Below are 25,088 nucleotides of genomic sequence, written 5' to 3'. Positions count from 1 at the left end.
ATGTAGAGACGCGATTTATCGCGTCTTGAAAGACCAATGATTTACACCAATTACCCTTCATCCAAATGAAGGGTTTTGAACCCTAAACTTTCAGTTACCCTGAACGTTGAAACACTACTGAAAGATTATTAGCTGGCATTTGGTAAATCTGTTGCAATATCAGATTTTGTGCCCTAGCTACTGCTATGACATCATCCAAGTTACGCACACCCCACTCTGGGTTTTCAGTGCGTAAATATTCGTCAAAAGCTGCATTACTCGCAGCTGTATGTTCTCCACCTTGTTTGAAGGGGCCATATAAATAGAGAATACCTCCTGCTTTTAGGATACGACCTGCCCCTGCCATCAACCCCAGACAGGCTGACCAAGGTGAAATGTGAATCATATTGATGTTGACAATGGCGACAATTGGCTTCGTATTCAGCCAATCCAATCCATCATTTTCCACAGCCCAAACTGGTTCTTTTGCATCTAGATCAAGCGGTGCATAAACGTTATCACATACATTGTGTTCAGTCCATGAAATAATGCTGGCTCTTGATTGTGGATTTACATCGGTTGGGAGCCACAGATAATCTTTGAGCCGGGATGCAAAAAAAACTGCGTGTTCGCCAGTACCACTTGCTATTTCTAAAATAGTGCCGTTCTCCGGCAACACTTGTAAAAGTACTTCTAGAATTGGTTCGCGGTTACGCTCGGTTGCTGGTGCGTATTTTCGTCGTGCGTCTTGTGGTGTCATCTGGATCGTTATATTAGCCAGAGGCTTTCATAAATTTGGCTCTCTAGCCCAAGAAAAATTTTCTCGAAATTGCATCTTGTTTGAGAGATTGAATAAAATCTCTCAAAGTCATCATGCTGCCTGTTAAGGTGAACTTAGGAGTGCCATTTTGAGCAACGATTCTCACTTCATTGTCTTGGATCTGAATCTTATTTTTAATAATATTCCATAGAGCATCGAAGCTCTCATCATCCTTACAACCATTGGCTTCCAGGAATTTTTGGCGTACTTCTGTTTTGAGTGCCAGTGCTTCTGCTGCTTGAGTACGCGCCTCAAAGTGCTTAACTACATCTTCATAGGCACTTTCTCTCAAAATTTTGTTTTCAGCTAGAACTTGTTCTAACTGAGTTTTGATGGTTTTCAATTGAGATGCTAAAGCGGCTGATTTTTGATATTCAACTTTTAAGGCTTGCTTTGCATTGACTAACAAGGTTTTATAATCTAGCCGATCTTGATTTTTTTCGGATTGCATTTTTATCTCTCGATCGACACATTTTCGGCGATTAACTCTCGTCAGTTATATAACAAAACTGGCGAGAGCTTAGTAAATATTATCTGTGTTATCTGAGCATCAGCTATTTCACCAATAATGGTGATTCAGAGTGAGGATTCTCTTGAATACTACTCAAACTAGAACTAATGTGGGAGCGGATAGCTCGTTCATAAACACTAGTCTGCTGAGTGCGTACCCCTATAGCCTGATATATTAAGTTAACTTCTGGAAACTCAGACCAATACATCAAAAAAATGTCTTTAGCTGGAGTCATAATTTCATAATTATTCTCTTGTCTTTTCTTTCTAAGTTTACAATTATTTAGTTGTAATTTTTGTCTGAATAGTTTTTCAAATTCTAGAATTAAATCTGAAGTTGTTTTCATGGTTAATACACGTTAAAACGTGATAATTATGCAAAGACTATCTGTTGATCTTATTAAGTATGACACTTCAGATACCTCTTATAACTTAGTGTATCAGTTATGGGGTATTTGAGAAGGGTATTCAGAGGCAGGGTCATTCGTTGGTGTACTCTCTGATGGAGAAGTAGGCTGTGCGATCGCTGTCACCTTTTACTCAGGATTTTTATGGTACAAATCTACTATTTACTAACTTATACTTACCAAAAGTTTGGCCGCTTGTAATGTTATGTCAGTATAGCTAGTACAGTCGAAAGTTTGTCTACCTTTAACCAGTTGCTCAAAACAACTTGTCTGCCATTGTCTGCTGAATTGAGATGGTAGCTGGATTGACACCAAGTTGTACTAGTTAGCAGAAACACCCTGTATAATTACACTACTAAATCATTTTTGGGGTTAAATTTTGCCAGGTATTGACTACCCAATACTGTTCGGTTAAGGCAAGAGACGCGATGAATCGCCCGCCGTCTCTACAATTTACCTACAGGCTACAGCCAGGGCCTTCAAGACCCTCTGCAAAACTGATTAATTCCAAGTACTCTGGATTTTCCACAAGCTTTTTAGCAGCTAGCAATCCGGCAATGCTCCAAGTTTGATAAATTCGGGCTTCTTTGCCAATTAAACGACCATTGTTGCCATCGTAGTATTCCGGGAATTTATCTCTAAATAAACGCTTTTCGGCAATAGCGATCGCTGCTTGAGCAAGTTCTGTGCGACCGGCTTTCAGTGCCGCAGCGGTAAATAACCACAGTAAAACCGGCCAGTTACCGCCGTTGTGATAAGACCAAGCTCTGTTTTTAGAGTCACATCCTGTAACAATTCTCCACTCTAAACCATCCATTGCGGGAAAGCAAATTTTAACAGGCATATAGCCGATTAAATCTTGCCAACGTTGGGCGAATAAATTCATAATGCTTTGAAATTCTTTTTCGCTTGCTAAGGAAGTTAAAATTGCCATCAGATTTCCCAGAGCAAAAAAGCGAAAATCTATCCGTCCCGGCCCTAAATTTCCCGCTAAATATCCTCCAGTTTCGGGCAACCACTCGGTCAACCAAGTAGGAATTGATTCTGAGTTGATGTTGAATTTATTAACAATTTCTTTTCCAAATTCGTTATCTTTGTAACGATAGATTTCCCCCAATCGCTTTAAATCTAGCCAATAATAATTGCGGATATGATATTTCAAAGATCCCAATCGCCTATTGACTTTGCTAAGGTAGCTATCGCCATCCCCATCTGGTAAAAGCAATTCATTAGCAGCTCTTAAAGACGCGTAGAATAACACCTGAATTTCTAAAGGATGTTCGTAAACTCCCATGCGACGGTCAATCATAAACGCGCCATCAGGAACTAACATTGTTGGGTACATGGAAAACCGATGTACTAAGCAAAGATCCAAGATTAGTTTGATTCCGGCTTGAAAATTTGGCTGACGCGCCAAGGAAAAATCACCTGTAGCTTTTTCATAAGCTCGTAGCAGGAGAATCCACCACATACAAGAATCAACTGGGGGAACACGAGCGATCGCTTGCTCTCCAAAATCAGCGACCAAAAATTCCTCGTTCCCGTTAGAATGAACCTTGAAACTGGCAGGCATTAATCCCGCTCCCGGTTCAAAGCAATCTATCTGCTTTTCATGACTTTGTAATTTCAGTGTTTCTACTAAGAAGTTACGCACAATCTCTGCTTTGCCATGCATGAGAAACACCAAGGCAGAAGGGACAAAATCGCGGAGAAAGCACTGGTCATAATTGAGTGCATCTGCCTTTGCATCTTTGGCGGCTACAGTACCAATGGGTTTTCCTTGGTAATAAATTACAGAATCTTCCAATAATTCCCAAGCTTCTGCTTCCATCTGACTGTTCTTATCGATCGCACTAGTCATAGGCGTTGAATTCCACTAATGGTATGTATCGGCTTAATTGTGGAAAGTACGCCAGCCTAACCTCAAGCTGACCAAGATTCCCGAAAGTCAAGCATATAAAGTCAAGTCGCTTCGCTCCAATTCAAAACTTGTACTGAGCTTGTCGAAGTATTCAAAATTATCAATTCAAAATTAAAGACAATTAGTGGGGGCAAGGAGTGTTTAATAGTTTCACGGACGCAGAGATAAGCACCCTGGAGATTGACTGCAATTACTCGGTCAAAGTATGCTGTGGTAACTTCGTGGGATGGACTATACCTGATGTTCCACCTGTAATTAAAACATTCTTTCCTTTTAAGCCTATCATATTTCTTGCCTAAGCTGCTAAAGCTCAAAAATGAGGCTACAGATTCAAGAGATGGAAACTTATACCAATTCAATCTTGGGTAAAGACGCGACGCCAGTCGCTACAACGGGGGGAACCCCCGCAACGCGCTGGCTCATGAATCGCGTCTCTACAAATGGTCTATTTGTCGTATTCTTTTTTCAAATTGGTATTAACTTGAATCTGACACCTTTTAATTACGAATTGCTATTAACTCTATCGCAAATTCGCTGGCACTTGTTCAGGAACTACCCAATAGTAAACAGTTTTACCCTCTACATTGAGAGTCTGGTCTGGTTTCCAATCACCCATATCGAAGGCGTGGGAAACAATGCGAGTCCCAGGTTTGAGTTCTTTCAACAGCTTGGGACGAAGTTTGGCGTTGATCTCTGGCAGTAAATAAAGTGTAACTACTGTTGCTTGACTCAAATCAGTGTTGAACAAATCTTGTTGGACAAACTTGACGCGATCGGTTACTCCTGCCTTCTGAGCATTAGCATTAGCTTCTTTGATGCGATCGGGGTCAATATCTATACCGATGCCGCGAGTACCAAATTTTTGTGCCGCAGTATTGACAATTCTGCCATCACCACTACCAAGATCGTAAAGTACATCATTTTTACCCACTTTTGCCACTTGTAACATTGCATCTACCACTGGCTGTGGTGTAGGTACATAAGGAACATCTCCAGGACGTTCTTGGACTTGAGTTGTGGGAGTTGTGGGAGTTGTCGCCGCTGGTGTTTCGGTTTCGGTCTGACCTGTTAAAGTAGAAGGTTGTTGTGTTCCGGCTTCCAAATCTTGTTGTTGCGGCGTACACCCAGCAATTCCTAAACTGGTAATACTAACGCTTGTAACCAGTAAAAACAGAATTTTTTTGAAGTCCATGAATTTTCTCCTTTGTCAATAGTTATTGGTCACTGGTCATTGGGAATGGGGAAAGAGGAAGCAGGAGGGAGAAGTTGTACAATGTTTGAATTTTGAATTTTGAATTTTGAATTGATTTCTCCCCTGCTCACTCGTCTCACGTCCTACGTTGACGGTAGTTATTCCAGAACAACAGGGGAATACCTGCTGCCACGACTAAAACACCTGCGATCGCTCCCACACCTGTATAAACCAAGCTTGAGTACAGCAAGTAAGTGCAGACGGCGCAAAACAGTAATGGAGTGAAAGGATAAAATGGCACACGGAAAGGGCGAACTATGTGAGGTTCGCGGGTGCGCAATACCAGCAGTGATACGCCAGAGAGCAAAAAGAAAAACCAAAATATCGGGGCAGTGTAATCCACCATTGTTTCAAAGCCTTTGCGGGTGAGCGTGCCTAAAAAAACCAGTGCCAGGGCGATCGCTGCTTGCAAGAATAAGGCATAGGTAGGACTGCTCGGACGTTGTTGCCAGCGTCCCATAAAACCAAATAGCGAAAAATCTTGTCCCAGTGCGTAATTGGTACGCGCTCCAGTAAAGATTGTGGCGTTAATTGCTCCCAAAGTCGCGATCGCAATCAGCACACTGATAAACAAAGCTCCCGGTTCACCCCAAAGAGAGCGCATTAAATCTGCGGCTACTGCTTCTGACTGTGCCATGTTTGCTAATCCCAGTCCCCGCAGGTAAGCCAGATTGATTAGCAGATAAATGGTTGTAATGATCCCAATACTCCACATTAGCGATCGCACAATATTACGTCGTCCATCTTGAATTTCTGCGGAGATGTAAGCCGCTTCATTCCAACCGCCATAAGATAGCAACACAAACACCATCGCTAGTCCCCAGGTTCCTGATGATGCAGATTCTACAGGAGTGGCAGAATTAGGAATGGTGGTAAGCCCAATAATTACTACCAGCAACAAACCTAGAACTTTTGCAGCACTCAGTAAGTTTTGTGTCCACTTACCCTGTTGCAAACCGACGATGTTCAAAGCAGTTAAAAGTGCGATCGCTATGGCTGCATATATGGAAGACGAAAACGTGCCTAGCCGCCATATCTGAGAAACATAATCGCCAAAAACAAATGCCAAAAGAGCAATGGAACCAGTTTGAATCACTGTCATCCGCGCCCAAGCAAATAAAAAGGCGACTCTTTGCCCAAATGCACGTTTCAAATAATAGTATGCACCACCAACGTCGGGATAGACAGTGGCCAACTCTGCATAGCATAGCGCTCCTACCAGAGACACTACACCACCCATTAGCCAAAAAAGCAGTACAGCAATATCGCTACCTGCTTGACTGGCCACTAGAGCCGGAGTTTCAAAAATCCCCGCTCCGATGACAATACCGACAATTAGAGCCACTGCGTCTGATAATGTCAGGGATGGTTTGGGTATTGCTAGTTCAGTTGATGTTGTTTGATCGAGCAAATTGTAGTTTTTACGTCTACTCACATTATTTCCTTATAGTGTTGAGTTGGGACTTTTGGCTTTGTTTTACAGTCTTTGTTCAACAGAGGAATCATCTATATACTCCAGATTTGGGAAATCACGATTCAATAAGACCTTAAATAAATCGCTGTTTTACCTGTACTTCTATGGTTAACAATAAATGTGATGAGAAAGTGACACTCACCAGCGATACAGCAGATTTCCAGTTATATTCATCTGGTCACATTAAGATTAACTTCCCTGCGATGCTTACCACTGTAAGCATCGCTCTAAATTCTTTTGCCAGACAACAGCACTCTACAAATACAGTAGAAAATCTAAATTGGTAAAACTTCTTCCACTAGTGAGATTTCTACTCATCTAAAGAATGATTGACTCATAAGGGGTAATCGTGCTTGTTTGATTAAAAAGCTGGTACTGCTACGCATAATTTTATACCGTAAGCTTTTCAATAATTGAAAATTGATACTTTATTTACGCCCTGCTGTACTCAAGACTCGCTCCATAGTTTCGCTTAAGTAGGGATGCACATATATGCGTTGTTAATTAATAAATAATGTATCGGCTTTTTATCCCTAATTCTTTAGTATCTGCTACTGGGAAAAAGTAAAATGTCTATTATTTCACCTACTACCAAACCCAATACAGCTAGGACAGTTATAATCCAAAATGAATCTAGTTTATTGTAACCAGAAAAGCGCATTTCTAAATCAACTAAAAGCGTAGTGGCTAAGGGTATAATAAAGAGCCTTAATAATATCGACCAAGTTGCTACTAAAGCAATTGATATACTTAAAAACAAGATAACAACTAAAGTTTTCGAGCCAAACTCGACTAAACGCTCTAACCAAGAAAAACTTTTTCTTGCTACAGCTATAACCATAGCAACAACAAAAGCTCCTACTAACCAAATAATATGATTAGCAGCAAGATACCATCCCAGAAGAATGTAAGCCAATAAGAGGAATATTAAAGGCATTAAAGGAATCCTGTTAAAAAATTCCATATTTATACTGCCAAGGCTTAGAAAAATACCAAGTTAATCTCTTAATTCTATTCAAAAAATGTTACAGCGATCGCGATACCAAAGACTATCAGCTTCAATGGCGTAATTTGTTCACCTAAATAATAGCCTAGAGAATATAATCGTTAAAAACGGTTGTAGTAATTGTATCTGGCTGACCCTTGTAACACCACTGATGTACTTAAATACTATAAAATAGCGATCGCTCTGTAGCAGTTGCATAAGTCCCGATCTATATACTCGCTTCTTGAGAAATATTGTACTCTAGTCCAAAAAATAGGACTTGGTGTCGCTCGACAAAACCTCGTTATGTCAGTATTAGCTAAGTAATCTAAATATTTATACTATACAAATAGTATAATAAATAACCTGTATCAATTTTATTAACTCGTGATCTAGATCAGTGCTAAAAGCTCAAGATACTTCCCACAATAGATTGGGGCAAAGTCTAATTCTGTAGCTAATTTGCATATCCCAAACTTGTCTGTATATTTAATTAAACATTGGTATTGATTTTATGAGAGAAGTTATCCCAGAAGAAAAGACATATTTAGAGCTTTCCGAAGCTGGTGGAAGCTCTCACAAGTTTTATGAAGTGATAGTTCAAGATAACCAATTAACTATACGTTACGGTCGGATTGGTGACTCAGGGCAAACTCAAACAAAAGCTTATCCAACTTCTGAGAAAGCGAAAGCAGAAGCTAGTAAAAAAATTAAAGAAAAGCTCAAAAAAGGTTACGAGGTAGCTGTTATGGGTGTTCGCCAAAAGCGCCCTGTGACACGCCGCCAAGTCAGCAGCACTATTTCCACCGCAAAACAAGCTCCGATTATTTGGAAGTTTGCTTCTAATTCAGCTGCTTTTGGAATTTTCATTGATGCCAAACGTTGCTGGGTTGGAAACCAAGCAGGTCAAGTTTTTGCTTTGAATCATCAAGGTGAAGCAATCAATCGGTTTAAGCTTCCTGATGGCGTTAAATGTTTAGTTGCCGATGATATTTGGATTTATGCTGGTTGCGATGACGGCAATGTTTACGACCTGACCGGCAAGTTACCGCGTCTGAGCTATAAAATTGATGAAAATGTTGATATTTTTTGGTTAGATATCAAAGATGGATTGTTAGCCGTCTCTGATGCCAATGGTGGCGTAACGACAATCGATCATGATGATGAATCACAGTGGACTCGTCTGAGTCAAGGCGATTCCGGCTGGATGGTACGTTGTGACCAATCAGGGATTTATCACGGTCATAGCAAAGGCGTGACTATGTACGATCGCCTTGAAGGTCGGATGTTATGGCATCAAAAAACTCAAGGCAGCGTACTGTTTGGTTGGCAAGAGGCATCAACAGTCTATGCTGGAACAAGCGACCATAAAGTTTACTGCTTTAATAAAAATGGGGAAGTTGGCTCTGTTTTCAAATGTGATGCGTCAGTTTACTCTTGCGCTACCGCACTTAACGGCAAGTATGTGTTCGCCGGAGATAATAGTTCTTCCATTTACTGCTTTGATGAGCTAGGAAAGCGTCTTTGGAAGCTTTCTACAGGGTGTGGCTCGGCCTTATCTATGCAGTTTTTCGACAACCATATTTATATTGTGACAACAGATGGTTATTTGGCTTGCATTGATGCTAGTGAAACTGCGATTGGCTCTGCTCAAACAGGCACAGTTCCCGAAGCTGTAGTAATTAAAGCACCATTAGGTGAAGGAGCAGCACCCTCATCTGTTCTAGAAACTACTACAAATACAAGCTCTGGGGTTATTGTTGAATGCTTTCGAGAAGGAAGTAAATTGAGAGTTCGTGTTGTTTCTGATGGTTACAACCACAACTGGAAAGTTCAGTTTCCCAAGGATATTCGTATTGAAGGTGCGCGTTACCTTGTTCAAGAAATACGTGAATCAGCAAGTGGCGGATTCTACCGTGCTTATGGTGATATTCAAAAATTAGTTTAACTAATCGCAGCAAGAGGTTTATTATACCTTTGCTGCGATTTTAACCTTAATTGCGTGTAGCTTCCAGTAGGCGAGAAAAATAGAAGCGAGTTTTCGTCATTGCCCGTCGTTGCAAAGAAAAACCATTGCTTTCTAAGATTTTCACCACATCGGCCTCACGATGTAAATAAGCACGAGTGGCTTTACTTGGCCCAGGAAAGAAACTGCCAATTTTCTTGAGTATACTCAGGGCGCAGGTCTTCGGCGCAAAACTGAGAATTATCCGCGACTGTGCCAAAGAACAGAGGTGAGATATCATCTCATCGGCTTTTTCTTGAGGGTAATGGATGAGAACATCTAGGCAAATAACGGTATGGTAGCTACCACTCAACGATTCTAAATCCTGCACGGCAAAAGTCGGATTTTCGTTATTTCCCAAAATTTGCTTGGCTCTATCTCTGCCTTCTTCTACCATTTTTTCCGAAATATCGGTGGCATAGACTTTGGCACCATCTACTGCTAGGGGAATGCTGAGACTACCGACACCACACCCAGCATCACAGATTGATAGCTCTGGTAAATTGTTATCAGCCTTCAGCCAACCGAGAACTGTATCCACAGTTTGCTGGTGTCCATTGCGGATGTCTAATTGGACATTGTTGACTTCGCCATCGCCGTAGATTCGCTTCCAACGGTCAAACCCTGTGGAATTGAAATACTCGCGAACAATCGTTTTGTCGTCGGCTGCATTCATAAACTTCGATTTTTAGGGGTTCCCAATGCTTAAAATTATCATTGATAGGAACCCATAAGAGCGGTCTTCCAGATTTTTCCAGATGGATGATAGTTGCCCCCTGAATCCAGCACGCTTCAAATTGCTTGACGCTTAATAAATATTACTATTATGGTTTTTTTGGCATATTCTAAGACCCTGTGAATTTGGGGTGGTGTTGGGTTAAAAAAGAAACATGAAAATTATTAAACCCATTACCAATTGGTTAGAAACTCGCGCCAGCGCCCCTGCTTATGGCGGTTGGGTACTAGCTGCAACGGCTATTTGTTTTTTTGGCGCAGGTATCAATACGATGGCTGGTTGGCTTTACGCCATTAGCGGCATTAGTTTTGCTCTTTTGGGTGTAGCAGCCATCTTACCGCCGCGATCGCTCACAAATCTATCGATCACCCGCCGTCCCATGCAACCAGTATCAGCAGGTGACGATCTAACGGTAGAATTAGAAATCTGCAATCAGACACAGCAGCCTGTAAGTTTATTGCAAGTTGAAGATATACTGCCCTTCGTTTTAGGGAAACCAGTACAAAAAGCAATCGAAACAATTCCTAGCCAAGGTAGTTACCGTTGGGTATATTACCAGCCGACTGTGCGTCGGGGTGTTTATCGCTGGCACACAGTTGAACTTGCTTCTGGTGCGCCTTTGGGATTGTTTTGGTGTCGCCGTCAGCGTGATTGTGCTGCCACAGCGATCGTTTATCCCACAGTGTTACCCTTGGCTACCTGCCCCCTAATAGATGAAATGGGACAAGAAGAGAGCAAAAGGGGCGATCCTCGTGGTAAACCCTTGCAAACAGCGACAACGGGGCTAGTGCGATCGCTCCGTCCCTACCGTCTAGGAGATCCTACTCGCTTGATTCACTGGCGGACTAGTGCCCGCTATGGGGAATTAAGGGTGCGGGAGTTAGAAATGGTTACAGGTGGACAAGAAGTGCGATTCGTTGATTAGTGAATCACGGTAATCAGCCCGTAAATAACTAATCCAGCCCGACAGCAGATTACTGTCACTAAAGGGCTGAACTCTCGGTCAGATGCAAGTGCAAGTCTTGCCATTCAGACTCAGAATTGACTCCTTATCTGCCCACACCGAACAAGCTCGATTCTTGTGGAGTGAAGCTGGGAACAGGGTGCAATCAGACAGCCGTTACGGGCTGACACTGGCGCTAACAGGGAGTTCCCACGGCGAAACCGGGTCTAGAAAAGCAACTTACCACCAAGCAGGGCGTAACACAAAATCCCTGACTTCACTGGAGAATCAATTCCCGCCGCATCTTTTTTTGAATAGCGGTAAGAGTCAAGGGAATCCAGCAGTTGAATTGACCACGCCTAACGGAACTATCAATCTCTCCGAGGGAACGAAGAAAAACGATTTGTGAGTCTTGGGACAGTCGAACCCCAGGTAGGCTAGACGAGAAGCGGAATTCTCACAAGTCGGGTAGGACAGACCGTAATTGGTCTGAGGTGTTCAGAAAAATACAAACTCCAGAAGAGAAAATGATTAGACACAGTAGACATACTAGTGAATCTTGGAAAGCCCTACCGTGGAAGAAATTCCGCCGAAATCTTTTCCGCCTTCAAAAGCGCGTATTTAAAGCTGTTCAAGTTGGAGACAAGCGGAAAGCTAGGTCACTCCAAAAGCTTATTCTTAAATCTACCTCGGCTCGATTTCTTGCAATAAGACAAGTATCTCAGCTAAACGCTGGTAAAAAGACGGCTGGTATTGATGGCAAGAAATCCCTCTCATTTGAAGAACGCTTCAACCTTGAAGAATTACTGAAAATGAATAGTGGAAATTGGAAGCATCAAGGACTACGGGAAATCCCCATCCCTAAAAAGGACGGGACTACCAGAACGCTTAAGATACCAACCATCGCTGATAGAGCTTGGCAATGCCTAGCAAAATATGCACTCGAACCAGCACACGAAGCCACTTTCCACGCCAGGAGCTATGGGTTCAGAACTGGGCGCTCCGCCCATGATGCACAAAAGTACATCTTCAATAACCTTAGCGCCAACAGCAATGGAATAGAGAAACGAGTAATTGAACTCGATATTGAAAAGTGCTTCGACAGGATTAACCATTCAGCAATTATGGACGAACTCATTGCCCCAAAAGGCTTAAAACTTGGTATCTTCCGATGCCTCAAGGCTGGAGTTAACCCAGAATTCCCAGAACAAGGAACACCCCAAGGGGGAGTGGTCAGTCCAATGCTTGCCAACATCGCGCTCAACGGGATTGAGAGTATACACAGATACCATGTGAATCGAGGATGCAGAATCACTGCTAAAACCTCAGCTATTGATATCATTGAGCCATCAGTCCGATACGCGGATGACATGGTTATTGTACTCCGACCCGAAGATGATGCAACAGAGATACTTGAAAGAATCAGCGAGTTCCTCCGCAAACGCGGAATGAATGTAAGCCAAAAGAAAACCAAAGTTACCGCCGCGACAGATGGGTTTGATTTCCTCGGCTGGTACTTCAAAGTCCAGAAAAACGGAAAGCTTAAAAGCACTCCCTCAGTGGATAACTTCAAAGCACTTCGTAAGAAAGTAAAACACATCGTCAACAACTCGAATTATGGTGCTAAGGAAAAAGCCACAAGGCTGGCTCCAATAGTTAGAGGCTGGAGAAATTACCATAAGTACTGCAAGATGGACGGCTCCAGGAATTCCCTGTACCACATTGAAACAAGAGCTTACAAGGTATTTAATAAGGAAACCAAGCAAACACGCTATTCTAGCAAAACATTACTAGATAAAGCGTTTCCGGCGATTCCTTACTCCGAAAATAAACACGTCATGGTCAAAGGAATAAAATCCCCCTATGACGGAAATACAGCCTACTGGAGCGAACGTAACAGTAAACTCTATGATGGCGAAACCTCTAAAGCTCTTAAGAAGCAAAACCATAAATGTGTATCCTGCGGCTTAAAGTTCATCGATGAGGAACGGGTTCACCTGCATCACATCGACTCTAATCACGCCAACTGGAAGAAAAATAATCTTGAAGCAATTCACGAGAGTTGCCACGATTACAAACACAGGAGCAAAAGCGCAAGCTAAGAACATCGGGAGCCGGATGCACAGAAATGGGCACGTCCGGATCTAACCGAGAGGTGCGGGAGATAATACTCCCCATCGACTCAAACATAGTGATTGCCCTTGACAGTGCTAGCAATTGGGAAGAAGAAAACTTTGAACAAGCAGTAATTGCCGCAGCATCGCTGTATTTTTATGCACAGCAACAAGAATTACAGGTGCAACTGTGGACAGCATCAACAAATTTAATCAAAGGCGAACGCTTTGTTCTAGAAACCTTAGCAGCAACCACAGCCTTAGAAGATGCCAGTTCAGTTGTTCCTAAAAGCTATCCTTTGATTTGGCTGACTCAAAACCCCCTGAGCCTTGCTACTCTTCCTCAAGGTAGTCGCTGGGTTTTATGGCCAAATATTTCCTCACCAGCAGAACCAGAGGTAATTAATTGGGAACACCCTGGTATCGTTTTGCAAAGCGATGGTTTACTGCAACCCCAGCTACAAAAAACATTAAATTCGTATTAATCAATACCTTCAGCAAAAAAATACACATTAGAAGGGCTATACGAACAAAGGCTGCCTCTACAGATTGTAAAGCTTTTAGCCAATAGAGATGTAGCTCTTGTTTGTATAGCCGCTACTTCTAGTCGTTCAGGCAAAGTGTAAGGTTTGAGTTAACTTTGGTTTAGCTGTTTACGTCTTAAGACTGAACCAGCACTTAAAGTAGCTATTGACAGTAGCGCTGGTAGCAATGTAGGTTCGGGAACAGATGTAGCTTTTTCATTAAAGGTAAAGTTATCTAGCGCAAACTGTGTCCCGCGACCACCCGTTTCTATAAGATAGTCTGGTTCAACTCCACCAAATGACGTAAACTTTAATTCATCAACACCAAAATAATCAAAATTAACTAAAGTTGGCTCTGTCGTATCTACAACCACAGTTTTTGAATACAGGGTTGCGCCGCTCTTTAAACCTTCTACAGTCACCGAAAGACCATTATTCCAAGCAGCTGTGAGGTAAGCACTGTTGAAGTCAAAAACACTATCACTTACTAGGGCTGGGTTTCCATATCCGTTATAAGCCACATAGTCTCCTGATACTCTGCCATTGTCATAGCCTGTGAGTGAAACATCACTATCCGATCCATTTCGGTAGGAAAAATTATCCCAATTAAATCCTCCGTAGCCGTTAGGAATTCGAGCTAAATCTGAAACAGGTGCTATATCATCAAATGTTAAAACAGTTGCTTGTGCTACTGCTCCTATACCCAAAACAATGACTGTTGCTGCGATCGCAGCAGTCGATAATTTTTTTGCAACAGTTGGAATACTCATGTAGTAGTAGTTGTAAATCTTGATAAGTTTGTGCTTTTTTTATTACACATTCCAGAATTTACATTAAACCGCAAAAAATGGTAAGTACTATTACTTAGGGAATTAATGAAGTCTGATAAAGTTATGATGAAGAGGGTTCAGGAAACGGTATAAAGAAACAAAGCCTTGACATAAGTCTGATCAAAGGATTGCCCTTACTGTCTTTCCTTAAACACGTCACAGCCTCGTTTCTTGCTGAGAATAAATAAACCTGTTGACTTTTAAAGTCTGCCTCAAGATGCAACGCCAGATTTTGATTAGCCTAGAAGTTAAGCTTGTGTGATTTCTGAGATTTTCTCTGATCCCAGCACACGGGATATATCAGCCTTTGAACAAAGGTAAGATAATTAGAGCAGGTAAGGTTGGGGAAATACACCCAGTAATCCCCACATGAGGCTGAGGTACAATGCAAAGAAATATTTAAATTATGAACGACATGATCGCATCAGAACATAACACAAAATCCAGCGATAAAAGCCTAGAGGCAATGCGGCATTTTTCCGAACAATACGCCAAGCGTACTGGAACATACTTCTGTTCTGAACCTTCTGTCACCGCAGTTGTGATTGAAGGATTAGCCAAACATAAAGATGACCTGGGTGCGCCTTTATGTCCTTGTCGCCATTACGAAGATAAAGAAGCTGAGATTCACGCCACATATTGGAACTGTCCTTGTGTGCCAATGAGAGAACGCAAAGAGTGCCATTGTATGTTATTCCTCACCCCTGATAACGAGTTTGCTGGAGATAAACAAGAAATCTCTCTGGAAACAATCAAAGAAGTACGAGACAGCATGGGATGAGCGAAATCATCCCCCAAGAGTTTTGGCAAGGCGTAGAACAGTTCAATTCTGGACAGTTCTACGCTTGTCATGACACTTTAGAGGCTTTGTGGATTGAAGCTAGCGAACCGGAAAAAAGCTTTTATCAAGGAATTCTCCAAATTGCTGTGGCACTGTATCATTTGGAAAATCGGAACTGGCGAGGTGCTGTAATTCTATTGGGAGAAGGCAGCAATCGTCTACGCCGTTACCCATCTAGTTACAGCGGCGTTGACGTAGATGAGCTATTGAGTCAGAGCGCAGCGTTGTTGACGAATTTACAACAAATAGGGCAAGACTTGATTGCTGCTGGCAATCTGGGCGAAAATCAAGTCTTATCTTTGCCTAAAATTGTGCTAACGACTGATTAGACATAGTAGTGAAATTAATTATGCGTTACCCGAAATCCTTGGTAGGCAAAATTCATCTAGCCGAGGGCTTCCCGTACTACTACGTGGAAGCAAGCTACGCGTAGCGTCTTTGTTAAAAAAAGAGTATTGTGCCTTCATCCACTCATTACTCATTACTTATACGCGTAGCGTCTTTGTAAAAAAAGAGTATTGTGCCTACGTCATTTTCATTCAGATGTCAATTACCTGAAACCTTGAGGTTGGGGGTAGCGTCACTATTTCAGCCAGTAGTTATCATAAATCACTCCAGATTGTATATTTCATAATCTGGATAAAGTACTTGAGATAATTAGAATGCAAGCTGAAATCCTAAATCCCCAATTGCTATGATGCCCTGCTATCAATTGCCCTTATCCCAGATACGTCGCTTTGGATTAGCTTTAATGCTGCCAGCTATATTTTTGGGCGCTTTTGCCTTCCCTACCCAAGTGCAAACTGCTACTGCACAAACATCTCAGGCAAATCGCCCCCTGACTATCCGCGCTGATGTACAAGAATATGACGCGAAAAATCAAGTAATCACCGCTCGCGGTAATGTGCAAATGTTGTATCCGGCTCGCCAACTTCAGGCAACATCTGCCCAAGCACAGTATTTTAGTAAAGAACGTCGAATTGATTTCAGTGGCAATGTCTATATTTTGCAACAGGGCGGTAACAGTATCCGAGCAGAAAAAGTAACCTATTTAATTGATGAAGGGCGATTTGTTGCTTTACCCCAATCCAACCGTCAGGTAGAGTCCATCTACATGGTGCAAGAATCAGATAATAATGGACAAACTGCGACACCTGCCCCAAAAACACCACCTTTGAAGCCTTCTAATTAGCATTTACCACCAAGAAAGGGTGCTTCCAGCGTGAAAATTGTTTTAGAAAATATTCACAAATCTTACGGCAAGCGAGTAATTGTCAATCGTGTCAATCTTTCTGTTGCTCAGGGGGAAATCGTTGGTTTACTAGGCCCCAATGGGGCTGGTAAAACGACGACTTTTTACATTGCCACAGGTTTAGAAAAACCCAATCAAGGAAAAGTTTGGCTGGGTAATGTAGACGTGACGGGAATGCCAATGCATCAAAGGGCAAGACTGGGTATTGGTTATCTAGCACAAGAAGCAAGTGTTTTTCGCCAACTCTCGGTAGAGGATAATATTCTGTTAGTGCTAGAGCAAACTCATGTGCCACGATGGGAATGGGCAAGGCGACTCAGAACTTTACTGCGGGAGTTTCGGTTGGAAAAATTAGCTAGGAGTAAAGGAATTCAACTTTCTGGTGGTGAGCGACGGCGGACGGAATTAGCAAGGTCTTTAGCTGCTGGACAAGAAGGGCCAAAATTTTTACTTTTGGATGAACCATTTGCTGGAGTCGATCCGATCGCAGTCTCAGAAATTCAGCAAATCGTAGCACAACTGCGCGATCGCGGTATGGGTATCTTAATTACAGATCATAATGTCCGCGAAACCCTCGCGATCACCGATCGCGCCTACATCATGCGTGAGGGACAAATCCTCGCTTTTGGCGCTGCTGACGAACTCTACAGCAATCCCCTCGTGCGGCAATATTATTTGGGGGATAATTTTCAAGTCTAAATTCAAGAATCAGAATTCAGAATTCAGGAGTCAGAATTCAGGAGTCAGAAGTCAGGAGTAAGAAAAAGTTTATATTTGGCTTTCAGGTAAAGGTGATGTAGTTGATTTAATTACAAACTGCTGTATTTAGTTAAAATTTCAAAGGAAAGTTTGATTTTTTATTTTCCAGCATGAAATTATTAGTTAATCTTTAGCTCTGACAATTCATTTTCAATATTAAACATAGTAGACACAGGTAAGGAAGGTACAAAATTTCAACTAGGAAGCTAGATATAAAGACTGTTTTACTCCTGAATTCTGACTCCTGAATTCTGAATTCTGCCTTTGCTTTATCAGGGTTGCTAATATATAAATTTTCAAGTTGCTTATGATATCAAAGAAACTCACGTATTTTAATAGTCTCTATTCGCTGCTGCCTTTTACGATCATGGATCGCTACCTTGCCAGCGAATTGTTAGCGCCGTTTTTCTTTGGTGTCGGAGCTTTTTCATCAATTGGCGTCACTATTGATGCTGTATTCGATCTCGTTAGAAAAATTGTCGAATCTGGGCTACCTATAGACATTGCTATTCAAGTTTTTTTGTTAAAATTTCCCAACTTTATCGTTTTAGCCTTCCCCATGTCTACGCTGCTGGCTACTTTGATGACCTACAGTCGTCTTTCTAGCGAGAGCGAACTAATTGCCTTGCGTGGTTGTGGTGTCAGTGTCTATCGCATGGTGCTAACTGCTGTGATGTTAAGTCTTGTAGTCACAGGAATGACATTTGTGTTTAACGAAGAAATTGCACCAGCAGCAAATTATCAAGCGGCGATGACTCTGGATAAAGCGCTCAAATCAGACAAGCCCACTTTTAAACAACAAAATATTTTCTATCCTGAATACCAGGATGTTGTCCAGCCGGATGGCTCTAAGAATCGCATATTGACACGCTTATTTTACGCCGACCAATTTGATGGTAAGCGGATGAAAGGGTTGACAATTATAGATCGCTCAACCAAAAATCTGAATCAAATTGTGGTATCAGAATCTGCTCAGTGGAATCCTTCTCAAAATGTCTGGGATTTTTACAACGGCACGATCTATTTTGTTGCTGCCGATCGCTCTTATCGTAACATCGTCAGATTTGAACACCAACAACTGCAACTACCGCGCACGCCATTAAGTCTGGCAGAAAAAAGCCGCGATTATGGTGAAATGAATATTTCAGAAGCACTAAATCAACTAGAAGTGGAAAATCTTGGTGGCGATCGCCAAAAAATTCGTAAACTTGAAGTGCGGATTCAACAAAAAATCTCTTTGCCCTTTGTATGCGTGGTTTTTGGCTTGGTAGGTGCAGCGATGGGAAGCATACCCCAGCGAACGGGGAGGGGTACCAGTTTTGGGATTAGTGTCATAGTTATATTTTCGTACTATTTAATATTCTTTGTTAGTGGAGCGATGGCACAAGCAGGTGTCCTTTCTCCCTTTATGGGGGCTTGGTTGCCCAACTTTCTTTTTTTGGGAATAGGTTTATTTTTATTGATCCGAGTTGCGAGAAGGTAATACCAATTCAAAATTCAAAATTCAAAATTCAAAATTCAAAATTAGGAAAGCTAAACAGAACAAAGGTATGTTCCTATGTATCTGTCGCATTTTTTTTTAAAATTGGTATGAATTGAAGAGGATGCGGAAGTAGACAAACAATTATTAAACATCTGGTGAAATTAAATATGCGTTATCCATAACCCTTGTAGAAACATAGCAGTGCTACATTTCTATATTCCTTTTTCACCAGATGTCTATTATTCTCCTTCATCCTCCCACTTCAATTACGGGTGATAATTTCGACATTCTGGTGCATTGGGGTTTTCCTTGCAGTATTCTTCAAAAGAAACTTTCGCTGATATCATACCCTCAGCTTTTTGATGAGCTGCTTCTGCCTGAAGTTCTTCTACCTCATCCCAGGCAGCTGCACAGGCTTTAGAATAAGCACTTTGTTCGGTGCAAATAGCACGAGCTTGCTCAATTGCTTTTTGAATTCTCTCCTCCAGCAGTAGCGCTTTTGGTGCTTCCACAAAGTCGCTTTTAGTCAAAATGTCGGTAATCGAGATGATGCCCAACAGCTTGCCTTGAATCACAGGTGCGCGATGAATACCAGTATTAGCAAATAACCGCGCTACATATTCCACACCCAAATCAGGATTGACCACGATGCAGGGCTTGCTCATAATTTCATAAACCCGCACTTGCTTTGGATCTTTCCCGTAGGCTGTTATCTTATAAACAATATCTGTTTCTGTGACAATGCCATAAGCATCATTGTCATAGCGACGATCCACAACCAGCGCCCGCAATCCTTTATCCTTCATCAGCCCCACCGCTTCAGCAACAGTTGCCGAACCGCGAATGGTAACTACGTCTTTGGTCATGATATCTTCAGCTTTCATCATTGTTGTAGTCTCCTGGTTAATAGTCCGGTGCAGCACTGCGCCCTTATGGACGTATCGAAGCGTTGCAGCGCAAAGTTTGCTCTAACTAGAAAGTAAAAAAAGTGGAACTTTTGCCGAGCTACAACAATAAATTAGACCAGTTGTCAACTTATGATGTTATCCAATGTAACCAATGCCCAAAAACCAAGCATAAATTGTGATAATATTTTGCGGTTTAACAAATATTTATTTTTTAATTGCCGAAAATCGCCGCATTTTCCAGAAATAGCTAGAAATCAAATTGGTAATAATATGAGCAACAATCGGCACTAACAAGTTGCCCGTAAGCAGGGCGCTATATGCCAATATCATCCCGACAATTGTTGCCCAAATTACATAAGGCCATTGTTGGGAACCGCTAAAATGCAAGATGCCAAAGCAAAGACTGGATACAATTACAGCTGTCAGATCGGCGCCTAAAGCTGGTAGAATCACACCTCTAAATAACAATTCTTCACTCAATCCTGGTAGCAACCCCAGCCAAATTAAATCCGGTAAAGCTAAAGGCTTCAGTACGATTTCTAGGTAATAATCTGCACTCTTACGATAGGCAGTCCATAGACGGTAAGTTAAGCCACTTAACGCAGTGAGCATAAACCCTAACCCTACACCTAACAGCGCTTCTCTTGGATTCAAGTCCCAAGAAAATAGCGAAAAGTTGCCAAAGTATAACGAAAGTTTAGCGACTATCAACAAAATGATTGCAGTCGCTCCCATCGCTCCAAGTACTTGGATGCGCGTTAGGTATGGAATTTCTGGCTCTTGCTTTTGTTGTTCAATCACAGGTTTTAGGGGGAGGTAGGGAGGCAGGGGGCAGGGGGCAGGGGGCAGGGGAGAAATCAATTCAAAATTCAAAATTCAAAATTCAAACATTTTAGAACTTCTGCTTCCTGCCTCCTCTTTCCCAATGACTAATGACTAATGACTAATGACTAATTGACTGCAAAGGTAATAATTTGGGACGGAGAGCGGAGGGATTGATGCCTGCTTTATGTGCTACCAATACACCTACTGCTTCTAAATATGAGTTTACCTGTATAGATTTGATCCCCAACGGTTGGGGAGGAACTTTTATCAGAGTTTTATTTTCTTCTACTGTAATTATTTGGCATCGTTTTTGGCTTAAACTCAGTAAGGCACTGCTACCACAGGCAGTTGCAGGTGCGATCGCAGCATCCACTTCATCTACCCAAATATCTTCTTGCTGCGATTTTATTGCTCCTTTCTCTACTATAAATTGTGGGGCACGACTTAATCCTACAAGGACGCAGGGCAAAAAGGTATAACCTAATTCTTCGGCGGCGGAACGGGGAGATAAATCTGGTTGCGGAGGTTCGCTTAAAAGGGCGGGAGAATGGGCACAAGGAATTTGAAAGGTTCGCACTAGCAAATGGCTAATTACGGCTTCTGCACCGGCTAAAGAATCTACCCCTTCACCTTGACGATATTTCTGTACTGCTTCTGAGTCCATATCATCGGGGAAACGGGCTACAACTGCGATCGCTTCTGCCCCCGCTTTTTTTATTAATATCTCAGCTGCCCTTAACAAGCTATCTGGGTTGCCAATTGTTCCCCAACTAGCCCCCGATGCTGTAGTCCGTAATTCTACATTTAATGGCGCATCCGTAATTACATAATCTGTTAAGGTTAATCCCAGAGTTGCTCTCACTGCATCGGCGGCTTGTATATGTCGTAGCCGTAACTCTGGCTCAATGCCTTGGTCTAAAAGCAAACCTACTTTGTTGCTGCGGACTGGACGCAACCCCCAGCATCCAGAAGCGAATTTGTCAAGTCCGTAACCTTCAACATAAAAAGCATTGGGGAGATTCCAATACAAACTTGCGCCATTCAGGACATTGGGGTGAGTAATTAGGCGATCGCAAACCTGTGCTATAACTTTGGCAACAGGTAAAGCATCTCCTGCATAACCCCCAATGGCAGCCCCAACGCCAGTTGGTACAATTAAGATAGCAGTGTACATATTGAGTGCTGAGTAATGAGTAATGAGTAATGAGTAATGAGTTTATGATTCACTTGCCATCAAATCCCAACTCCTAACTCCTAACTCTTGTACAGACGCGATTAATCGCGTCTCAACTCCTAACTCTTAACTCCTAACTCTTAACTGTCGTAACAACGGCTTCAACTGTAGCTTTTTGTTCGTCAGTATCCACAGAAGTAACTGCCCAACGCAGAGGTTCGCCTTGTTTCTTTAACTCTGTTTCAATTACTTCTAGTAACTCTGCGGGAGTTTCTTGTAAATCAATTTCTGCGGTAATAAAATGAGTCGTCATTTTGGTAAATCCTGTTGATTTGTAGTTTCTATAATAGCTGACTTCATCTACGATGAAATACTTATGTAATTTATCGGATTTGGTAATCTTAGCAAACAGTTATTCAGTTAGGAATAATTATCCGATATACTGATAACTGTTCACAGATTATTTGTCTTTACCAAATTGTAATTGATAAACTATGTCTTCCTTTTCTGTCTCAACTTTCAAATCAGAAAGGGGTTTGGCAACACAAAGCAATACGTAACCTTGCTTTTGTAAATCTGGACTAACGCCCATACCATCAGTTTGATCCACGGTTCCCTGGCTTATTTGACCGGCGCAAGTTGTGCAAACACCTGCATTACAAGAACTCGGCAGTTCCAAACCAGCAGCATCGGCAACTGATAAGATCGTTTCATCTTCGGGAACTTGCAAGGTATGAATTTTGCCTTGATGATTAATTTCTACAGTGTAAGTTTTGGGCATAGACAAAGAAAGCGTGACGCAACAGACAAATTTATAATTTTATCTGAATTAGTTAAAAATATCTAGATATTTACCATAGATATTAGGTTAAATCCTGGTTGCATAGCAAATATTTTCTAGACTAGTCACATTAATTACTATAATTAATTTAATTATTAGTTAAATTTACTATAAATAATATGCGCGTAGGCAAAGCCCGCCGTAAGCATCGCGTTTCTTTAGAGACTGTATCTGTAAGTCTGCCTTTTGGCATTGGTTTTATGTCTTGGAAAGTTGACACCACACAAAAGAAGGCGGCTTGGTTGCTTGATGTAGATTAATGACACGGATTGCTGTAGAACCATTGTCAGTTGATCGGGGTTTAGTAAGAGAAGCGATGAACTCTCTTTATAGTTTATTTGGTACAATCCGCTAAGTTCTCAAAGCCGCCGGGCCTAATGTGGGTGCTTCTCGTGATTCAGTGGGGGGAATTGCGTTGGCGCAGCCCGCCGCAGGCATCGCTGTAAATCAACAATATACACTATGTATCGATGATTGCATTCACCAACAAACTTTGGTCATCAATGTTACAACATTAAGCCTTAAGGTTACAACATTAAGGCTTAAAGCTAGAACATTAAGCCTTAAGGTTACAACATTAAGCCTTAAAGTTAGAACATTAAGCCTTAAGATTACAACATTAAGCCTTAAAGCTAGAACATTAAGCCTTAAGGTTACAACATTAAGGCTTAAGGTTACAGCGATCGCAGTTGACATAGAAGACAGACCATTTGTAGGGGCACAGCATTGCTGTGCCCTATTGTCTGTTGCTTAAACGTAATATATTTTGCTGAAAATCAACCTTTGATGATTAAATTCCGAGAAATCACGGACATAAATAAAAACTTTTACTAAAAAATGCGCTTTTTGCTGAACCAAAATCCAGGTTAATTGAGACAAAATAGCTTTGTAAAGCTTTGAAAATTGTAAATTTATGACTCGAAAAAAACGTACTTCCCTGGTTCTAAAAAAAGCTGAGTTTAGAGTTGCCGGACTAAAAGCGGTCGATCCAAATATCAATTTCGATGATACTTACAACCTGCAAAACCTGACTCAATTAATAAAGCAGTTTCATAATATGCTTGATGATTATAACGCTGCTATAGCTATGATTGACTCTTCTAAAAAAAAGCTAGATGAAATGGAAAAAACCTTAAATCATGTTTCAGACAAAATGCTAGCAGTGGTTGGTTTAAAATACGGCAAAAACAGCAATGAATATGAACTTTCAGGTGGGGTTCGAGACAGCGAACGGATTCGGAAAAGCAGATTGACACGGTTAAAAGCTAATCAAAATAAAACATCAGATGAAAATGTAATAACTACCTAGTAAAGTTGCACGATCCTTTCAACAATTTTTTGAAAACTTATCGTGTATAGATCCCTGACTTCTTTAATCGAATTCGGGATCTATTTTTTAATAAATGGATCGGAACTACTATATAATAAAAATTTGCCTGAACCCAAATTTTCCGCAATCTTAAAATTGAATGACCCGTTTTATACACGATAAATTCGCCAAAGACTATCTAGAAGAATTATTAAAAAATTACGGTGAAGTCAAGGCATCAGAAAAAGTTTCAGGAAAAATTAAAGAAATAGATGTTTTATTCACTCCTACCAAACAGCAAAGCTCTAATATAGAAATACTAGGTTTGCTAGGAAGATTTGCGGAATATCCTGCACTCATAGAACCCTTCCGTAATCCAGCTTCTACTGATGAAATATGCGACTGTATTCTAAAATTATTAGAAGTAAAAGCTCTTTTACGACGAGAAGCTAAAACTAATAAAACCAAACTTCAAAACTCGGAAATTCCTAAATTGTGGATTCTGACACCTACCGTATCTGAAACTAGGTTGTCTAGCTTTGGAACTATGCAACAAGCAAGTTGGTTATCAGGAGTACATTTTCTGCCAGATGCCTTACGGACAGCAATTGTAGCAATACACCAACTACCCCAAACACCGGAGACATTATGGTTGAGGCTTTTAGGTAGGGGAAGCGTGCAGTCACAAGCGATTATCGAGTTGCAAGCGTTACCATTAGATTATCCATACCAAAAAGCAACTCTCGAATTAGTTTACAACTTGCGCGAAAACTTGAGAGTAAATCAAGAATTAGAAGCAGATGATAGGGAGTTAATTATGCGGCTAGAACCACTTTATCAAAGAGACAGAGAACAAGCCAAAGAAGAGGGAAGGCAAGAAGGAAGGCAAGACTTAATACTGCGTCTACTAAATCGCCGTATTGGTGAAATTGATGCATCATTAATCGGGCAAATTAAAGGCTTATCGATTGAACAATTAAAAAATTTAGGAGAGGCATTGCTAGATTTTTCTAGTGTTGCTGATTTAGAAACTTGGTTAAACCAACAATCAATTTAATTTATTATTACTACACCTAGCGACTAGAAGTCGCGGCTATACAAACGAAACCCACCTCTGTGGGTTAAAAATTCTTGATTTACTCTTAGTCCACGGAGGTGGACGAAAGTTTGTGTAGTAGCGAATTTTATTGCCTTAT

The 25,088-nt window shown here is 41.4% G+C and carries 25 protein-coding genes and 3 pseudogenes; 14 read left to right on the top strand and 14 right to left on the bottom strand.

The genetic code is table 11. The features are described 5' to 3' along the window. Positions 1–94: 94 nt before the first annotated feature. The 6 genes from RM368_RS01075 to RM368_RS01045 form a co-directional block, all read right to left on the bottom strand. A complete protein-coding gene (locus RM368_RS01075; protein ID WP_322692312.1) occupies positions 95–739 on the bottom strand; it encodes a DUF938 domain-containing protein in 645 nt (214 codons plus the stop codon). A 43-nt stretch (positions 740–782) separates the two neighbouring features. Further along, positions 783–1,250, bottom strand: a complete 468-nt coding sequence (locus tag RM368_RS01070) for a hypothetical protein (protein WP_322692311.1) — start codon at positions 1,248–1,250, stop codon at positions 783–785. A 103-nt stretch (positions 1,251–1,353) separates the two neighbouring features. Further along, positions 1,354–1,656 (bottom strand): hypothetical protein, encoded by a 303-nt coding sequence (locus RM368_RS01065; RefSeq protein ID WP_322692310.1) that lies wholly within the window; start codon positions 1,654–1,656, stop codon positions 1,354–1,356. A 517-nt stretch (positions 1,657–2,173) separates the two neighbouring features. Then, on the bottom strand, positions 2,174–3,577 hold the full coding sequence (locus RM368_RS01060) for a glycoside hydrolase 100 family protein (protein WP_322692309.1): 1,404 nt from the start codon (positions 3,575–3,577) through the stop codon (positions 2,174–2,176). A gap of 580 nt (positions 3,578–4,157) precedes the next feature. Beyond that, positions 4,158–4,829 (bottom strand): class I SAM-dependent methyltransferase, encoded by a 672-nt coding sequence (locus RM368_RS01050; protein ID WP_322692308.1) that lies wholly within the window; start codon positions 4,827–4,829, stop codon positions 4,158–4,160. Between the two features lie 136 nt (positions 4,830–4,965). Next, a complete protein-coding gene (locus RM368_RS01045) occupies positions 4,966–6,324 on the bottom strand; it encodes an APC family permease (protein ID WP_322692307.1) in 1,359 nt (452 codons plus the stop codon). 143 nt (positions 6,325–6,467) lie between these two features. Between RM368_RS01045 and RM368_RS01040 the strand changes: the two genes are divergently transcribed. Beyond that, positions 6,468–6,650 carry a hypothetical protein gene (locus RM368_RS01040; RefSeq protein ID WP_322692306.1) on the top strand — a complete coding sequence of 61 codons (183 nt, stop codon included), beginning with the start codon at positions 6,468–6,470 and terminating at the stop codon, positions 6,648–6,650. 254 nt (positions 6,651–6,904) lie between these two features. On the opposite strand, the gene RM368_RS01035 is transcribed toward RM368_RS01040, so the two are convergent. Next, positions 6,905–7,327 (bottom strand): hypothetical protein, encoded by a 423-nt coding sequence (locus tag RM368_RS01035; protein WP_416212199.1) that lies wholly within the window; start codon positions 7,325–7,327, stop codon positions 6,905–6,907. 547 nt (positions 7,328–7,874) lie between these two features. Between RM368_RS01035 and RM368_RS01030 the strand changes: the two genes are divergently transcribed. Beyond that, on the top strand, positions 7,875–9,296 hold the full coding sequence (locus tag RM368_RS01030) for a WGR domain-containing protein (RefSeq protein WP_322692334.1): 1,422 nt from the start codon (positions 7,875–7,877) through the stop codon (positions 9,294–9,296). A gap of 46 nt (positions 9,297–9,342) precedes the next feature. On the opposite strand, the gene bchM is transcribed toward RM368_RS01030, so the two are convergent. Next, complete coding sequence (gene bchM, locus RM368_RS01025) at positions 9,343–10,029, bottom strand: magnesium protoporphyrin IX methyltransferase (protein WP_322692305.1); 687 nt, start codon at positions 10,027–10,029, stop codon at positions 9,343–9,345. Between the two features lie 214 nt (positions 10,030–10,243). Here bchM and RM368_RS01020 point away from each other — a divergent pair. From RM368_RS01020 to RM368_RS01005, 4 genes and pseudogenes are all read left to right on the top strand, one after another. Beyond that, a pseudogene (locus tag RM368_RS01020) lies at positions 10,244–10,999 on the top strand (DUF58 domain-containing protein); the annotation flags it as partial. Between the two features lie 97 nt (positions 11,000–11,096). Then, the gene (locus RM368_RS01015; protein ID WP_322692304.1) at positions 11,097–11,441 is read left to right on the top strand and encodes a hypothetical protein; all 345 of its coding nucleotides are present in this window, start codon (positions 11,097–11,099) and stop codon (positions 11,439–11,441) included. 118 nt (positions 11,442–11,559) lie between these two features. Beyond that, complete coding sequence (locus tag RM368_RS01010; protein WP_322692303.1) at positions 11,560–13,134, top strand: group II intron reverse transcriptase/maturase; 1,575 nt, start codon at positions 11,560–11,562, stop codon at positions 13,132–13,134. Positions 13,135–13,187: 53 nt separating this feature from the next. Continuing rightward, positions 13,188–13,631 (top strand): annotated as a pseudogene (locus tag RM368_RS01005) (DUF58 domain-containing protein); the annotation flags it as partial. Positions 13,632–13,780: 149 nt separating this feature from the next. Here RM368_RS01005 and RM368_RS01000 read toward each other — a convergent pair. Beyond that, a complete protein-coding gene (locus RM368_RS01000; protein ID WP_322692302.1) occupies positions 13,781–14,440 on the bottom strand; it encodes a PEP-CTERM sorting domain-containing protein in 660 nt (219 codons plus the stop codon). A 475-nt stretch (positions 14,441–14,915) separates the two neighbouring features. Here RM368_RS01000 and RM368_RS00995 point away from each other — a divergent pair, with 475 nt between their 5' ends. The 5 genes from RM368_RS00995 (at position 14,916) to RM368_RS00975 (ending at position 18,835) form a co-directional block, all read left to right on the top strand. Further along, on the top strand, positions 14,916–15,281 hold the full coding sequence (locus RM368_RS00995) for a ferredoxin thioredoxin reductase catalytic beta subunit (protein ID WP_099100573.1): 366 nt from the start codon (positions 14,916–14,918) through the stop codon (positions 15,279–15,281). Beyond that, positions 15,278–15,670: a DUF309 domain-containing protein gene (locus RM368_RS00990; RefSeq protein WP_322692301.1), complete on the top strand. Its 393-nt coding sequence runs from the start codon at positions 15,278–15,280 to the stop codon at positions 15,668–15,670. Before RM368_RS00995 ends, RM368_RS00990 begins: the two co-directional genes overlap by 4 nt. A gap of 365 nt (positions 15,671–16,035) precedes the next feature. Continuing rightward, positions 16,036–16,533: an LptA/OstA family protein gene (locus RM368_RS00985; RefSeq protein WP_322692300.1), complete on the top strand. Its 498-nt coding sequence runs from the start codon at positions 16,036–16,038 to the stop codon at positions 16,531–16,533. Between the two features lie 30 nt (positions 16,534–16,563). Beyond that, the gene (lptB, locus tag RM368_RS00980; RefSeq protein ID WP_322670907.1) at positions 16,564–17,292 is read left to right on the top strand and encodes an LPS export ABC transporter ATP-binding protein; all 729 of its coding nucleotides are present in this window, start codon (positions 16,564–16,566) and stop codon (positions 17,290–17,292) included. Between the two features lie 427 nt (positions 17,293–17,719). Next, on the top strand, positions 17,720–18,835 hold the full coding sequence (locus RM368_RS00975; RefSeq protein ID WP_322692299.1) for an LptF/LptG family permease: 1,116 nt from the start codon (positions 17,720–17,722) through the stop codon (positions 18,833–18,835). Positions 18,836–19,101: 266 nt separating this feature from the next. Here the strand turns inward: RM368_RS00975 and RM368_RS00970 are convergent, their stop codons facing one another. The 5 genes from RM368_RS00970 to RM368_RS00950 form a co-directional block, all read right to left on the bottom strand. Further along, positions 19,102–19,722 (bottom strand): CP12 domain-containing protein, encoded by a 621-nt coding sequence (locus RM368_RS00970; protein WP_322670905.1) that lies wholly within the window; start codon positions 19,720–19,722, stop codon positions 19,102–19,104. Positions 19,723–19,947: 225 nt separating this feature from the next. Further along, positions 19,948–20,544, bottom strand: a complete 597-nt coding sequence (locus tag RM368_RS00965; RefSeq protein ID WP_322692298.1) for a CPBP family intramembrane glutamic endopeptidase — start codon at positions 20,542–20,544, stop codon at positions 19,948–19,950. Positions 20,545–20,686: 142 nt separating this feature from the next. Beyond that, positions 20,687–21,742: a DUF3326 domain-containing protein gene (locus RM368_RS00960; RefSeq protein ID WP_322692297.1), complete on the bottom strand. Its 1,056-nt coding sequence runs from the start codon at positions 21,740–21,742 to the stop codon at positions 20,687–20,689. 133 nt (positions 21,743–21,875) lie between these two features. Beyond that, complete coding sequence (locus tag RM368_RS00955) at positions 21,876–22,055, bottom strand: hypothetical protein (protein WP_012408584.1); 180 nt, start codon at positions 22,053–22,055, stop codon at positions 21,876–21,878. A 147-nt stretch (positions 22,056–22,202) separates the two neighbouring features. Beyond that, positions 22,203–22,523 (bottom strand): 2Fe-2S iron-sulfur cluster-binding protein, encoded by a 321-nt coding sequence (locus RM368_RS00950; RefSeq protein WP_322692296.1) that lies wholly within the window; start codon positions 22,521–22,523, stop codon positions 22,203–22,205. Positions 22,524–22,783: 260 nt separating this feature from the next. Here RM368_RS00950 and RM368_RS00945 point away from each other — a divergent pair. The 3 genes and pseudogenes from RM368_RS00945 to RM368_RS00935 form a co-directional block, all read left to right on the top strand. Continuing rightward, a pseudogene (locus tag RM368_RS00945) lies at positions 22,784–23,004 on the top strand (hypothetical protein); the annotation flags it as partial. Between the two features lie 492 nt (positions 23,005–23,496). Further along, positions 23,497–23,892: a hypothetical protein gene (locus RM368_RS00940; protein ID WP_322692295.1), complete on the top strand. Its 396-nt coding sequence runs from the start codon at positions 23,497–23,499 to the stop codon at positions 23,890–23,892. Between the two features lie 160 nt (positions 23,893–24,052). Beyond that, the gene (locus RM368_RS00935) at positions 24,053–24,949 is read left to right on the top strand and encodes a DUF4351 domain-containing protein (RefSeq protein ID WP_322692294.1); all 897 of its coding nucleotides are present in this window, start codon (positions 24,053–24,055) and stop codon (positions 24,947–24,949) included. The last annotated feature ends 139 nt before the right edge of the window (positions 24,950–25,088 follow it).

It is taken from the genome of Nostoc sp. DedSLP03, from assembly GCF_034530815.1.
Lineage (GTDB): Bacteria > Cyanobacteriota > Cyanobacteriia > Cyanobacteriales > Nostocaceae > Nostoc.
This window is presented reverse-complemented; position numbering and strand designations above follow the sequence as displayed.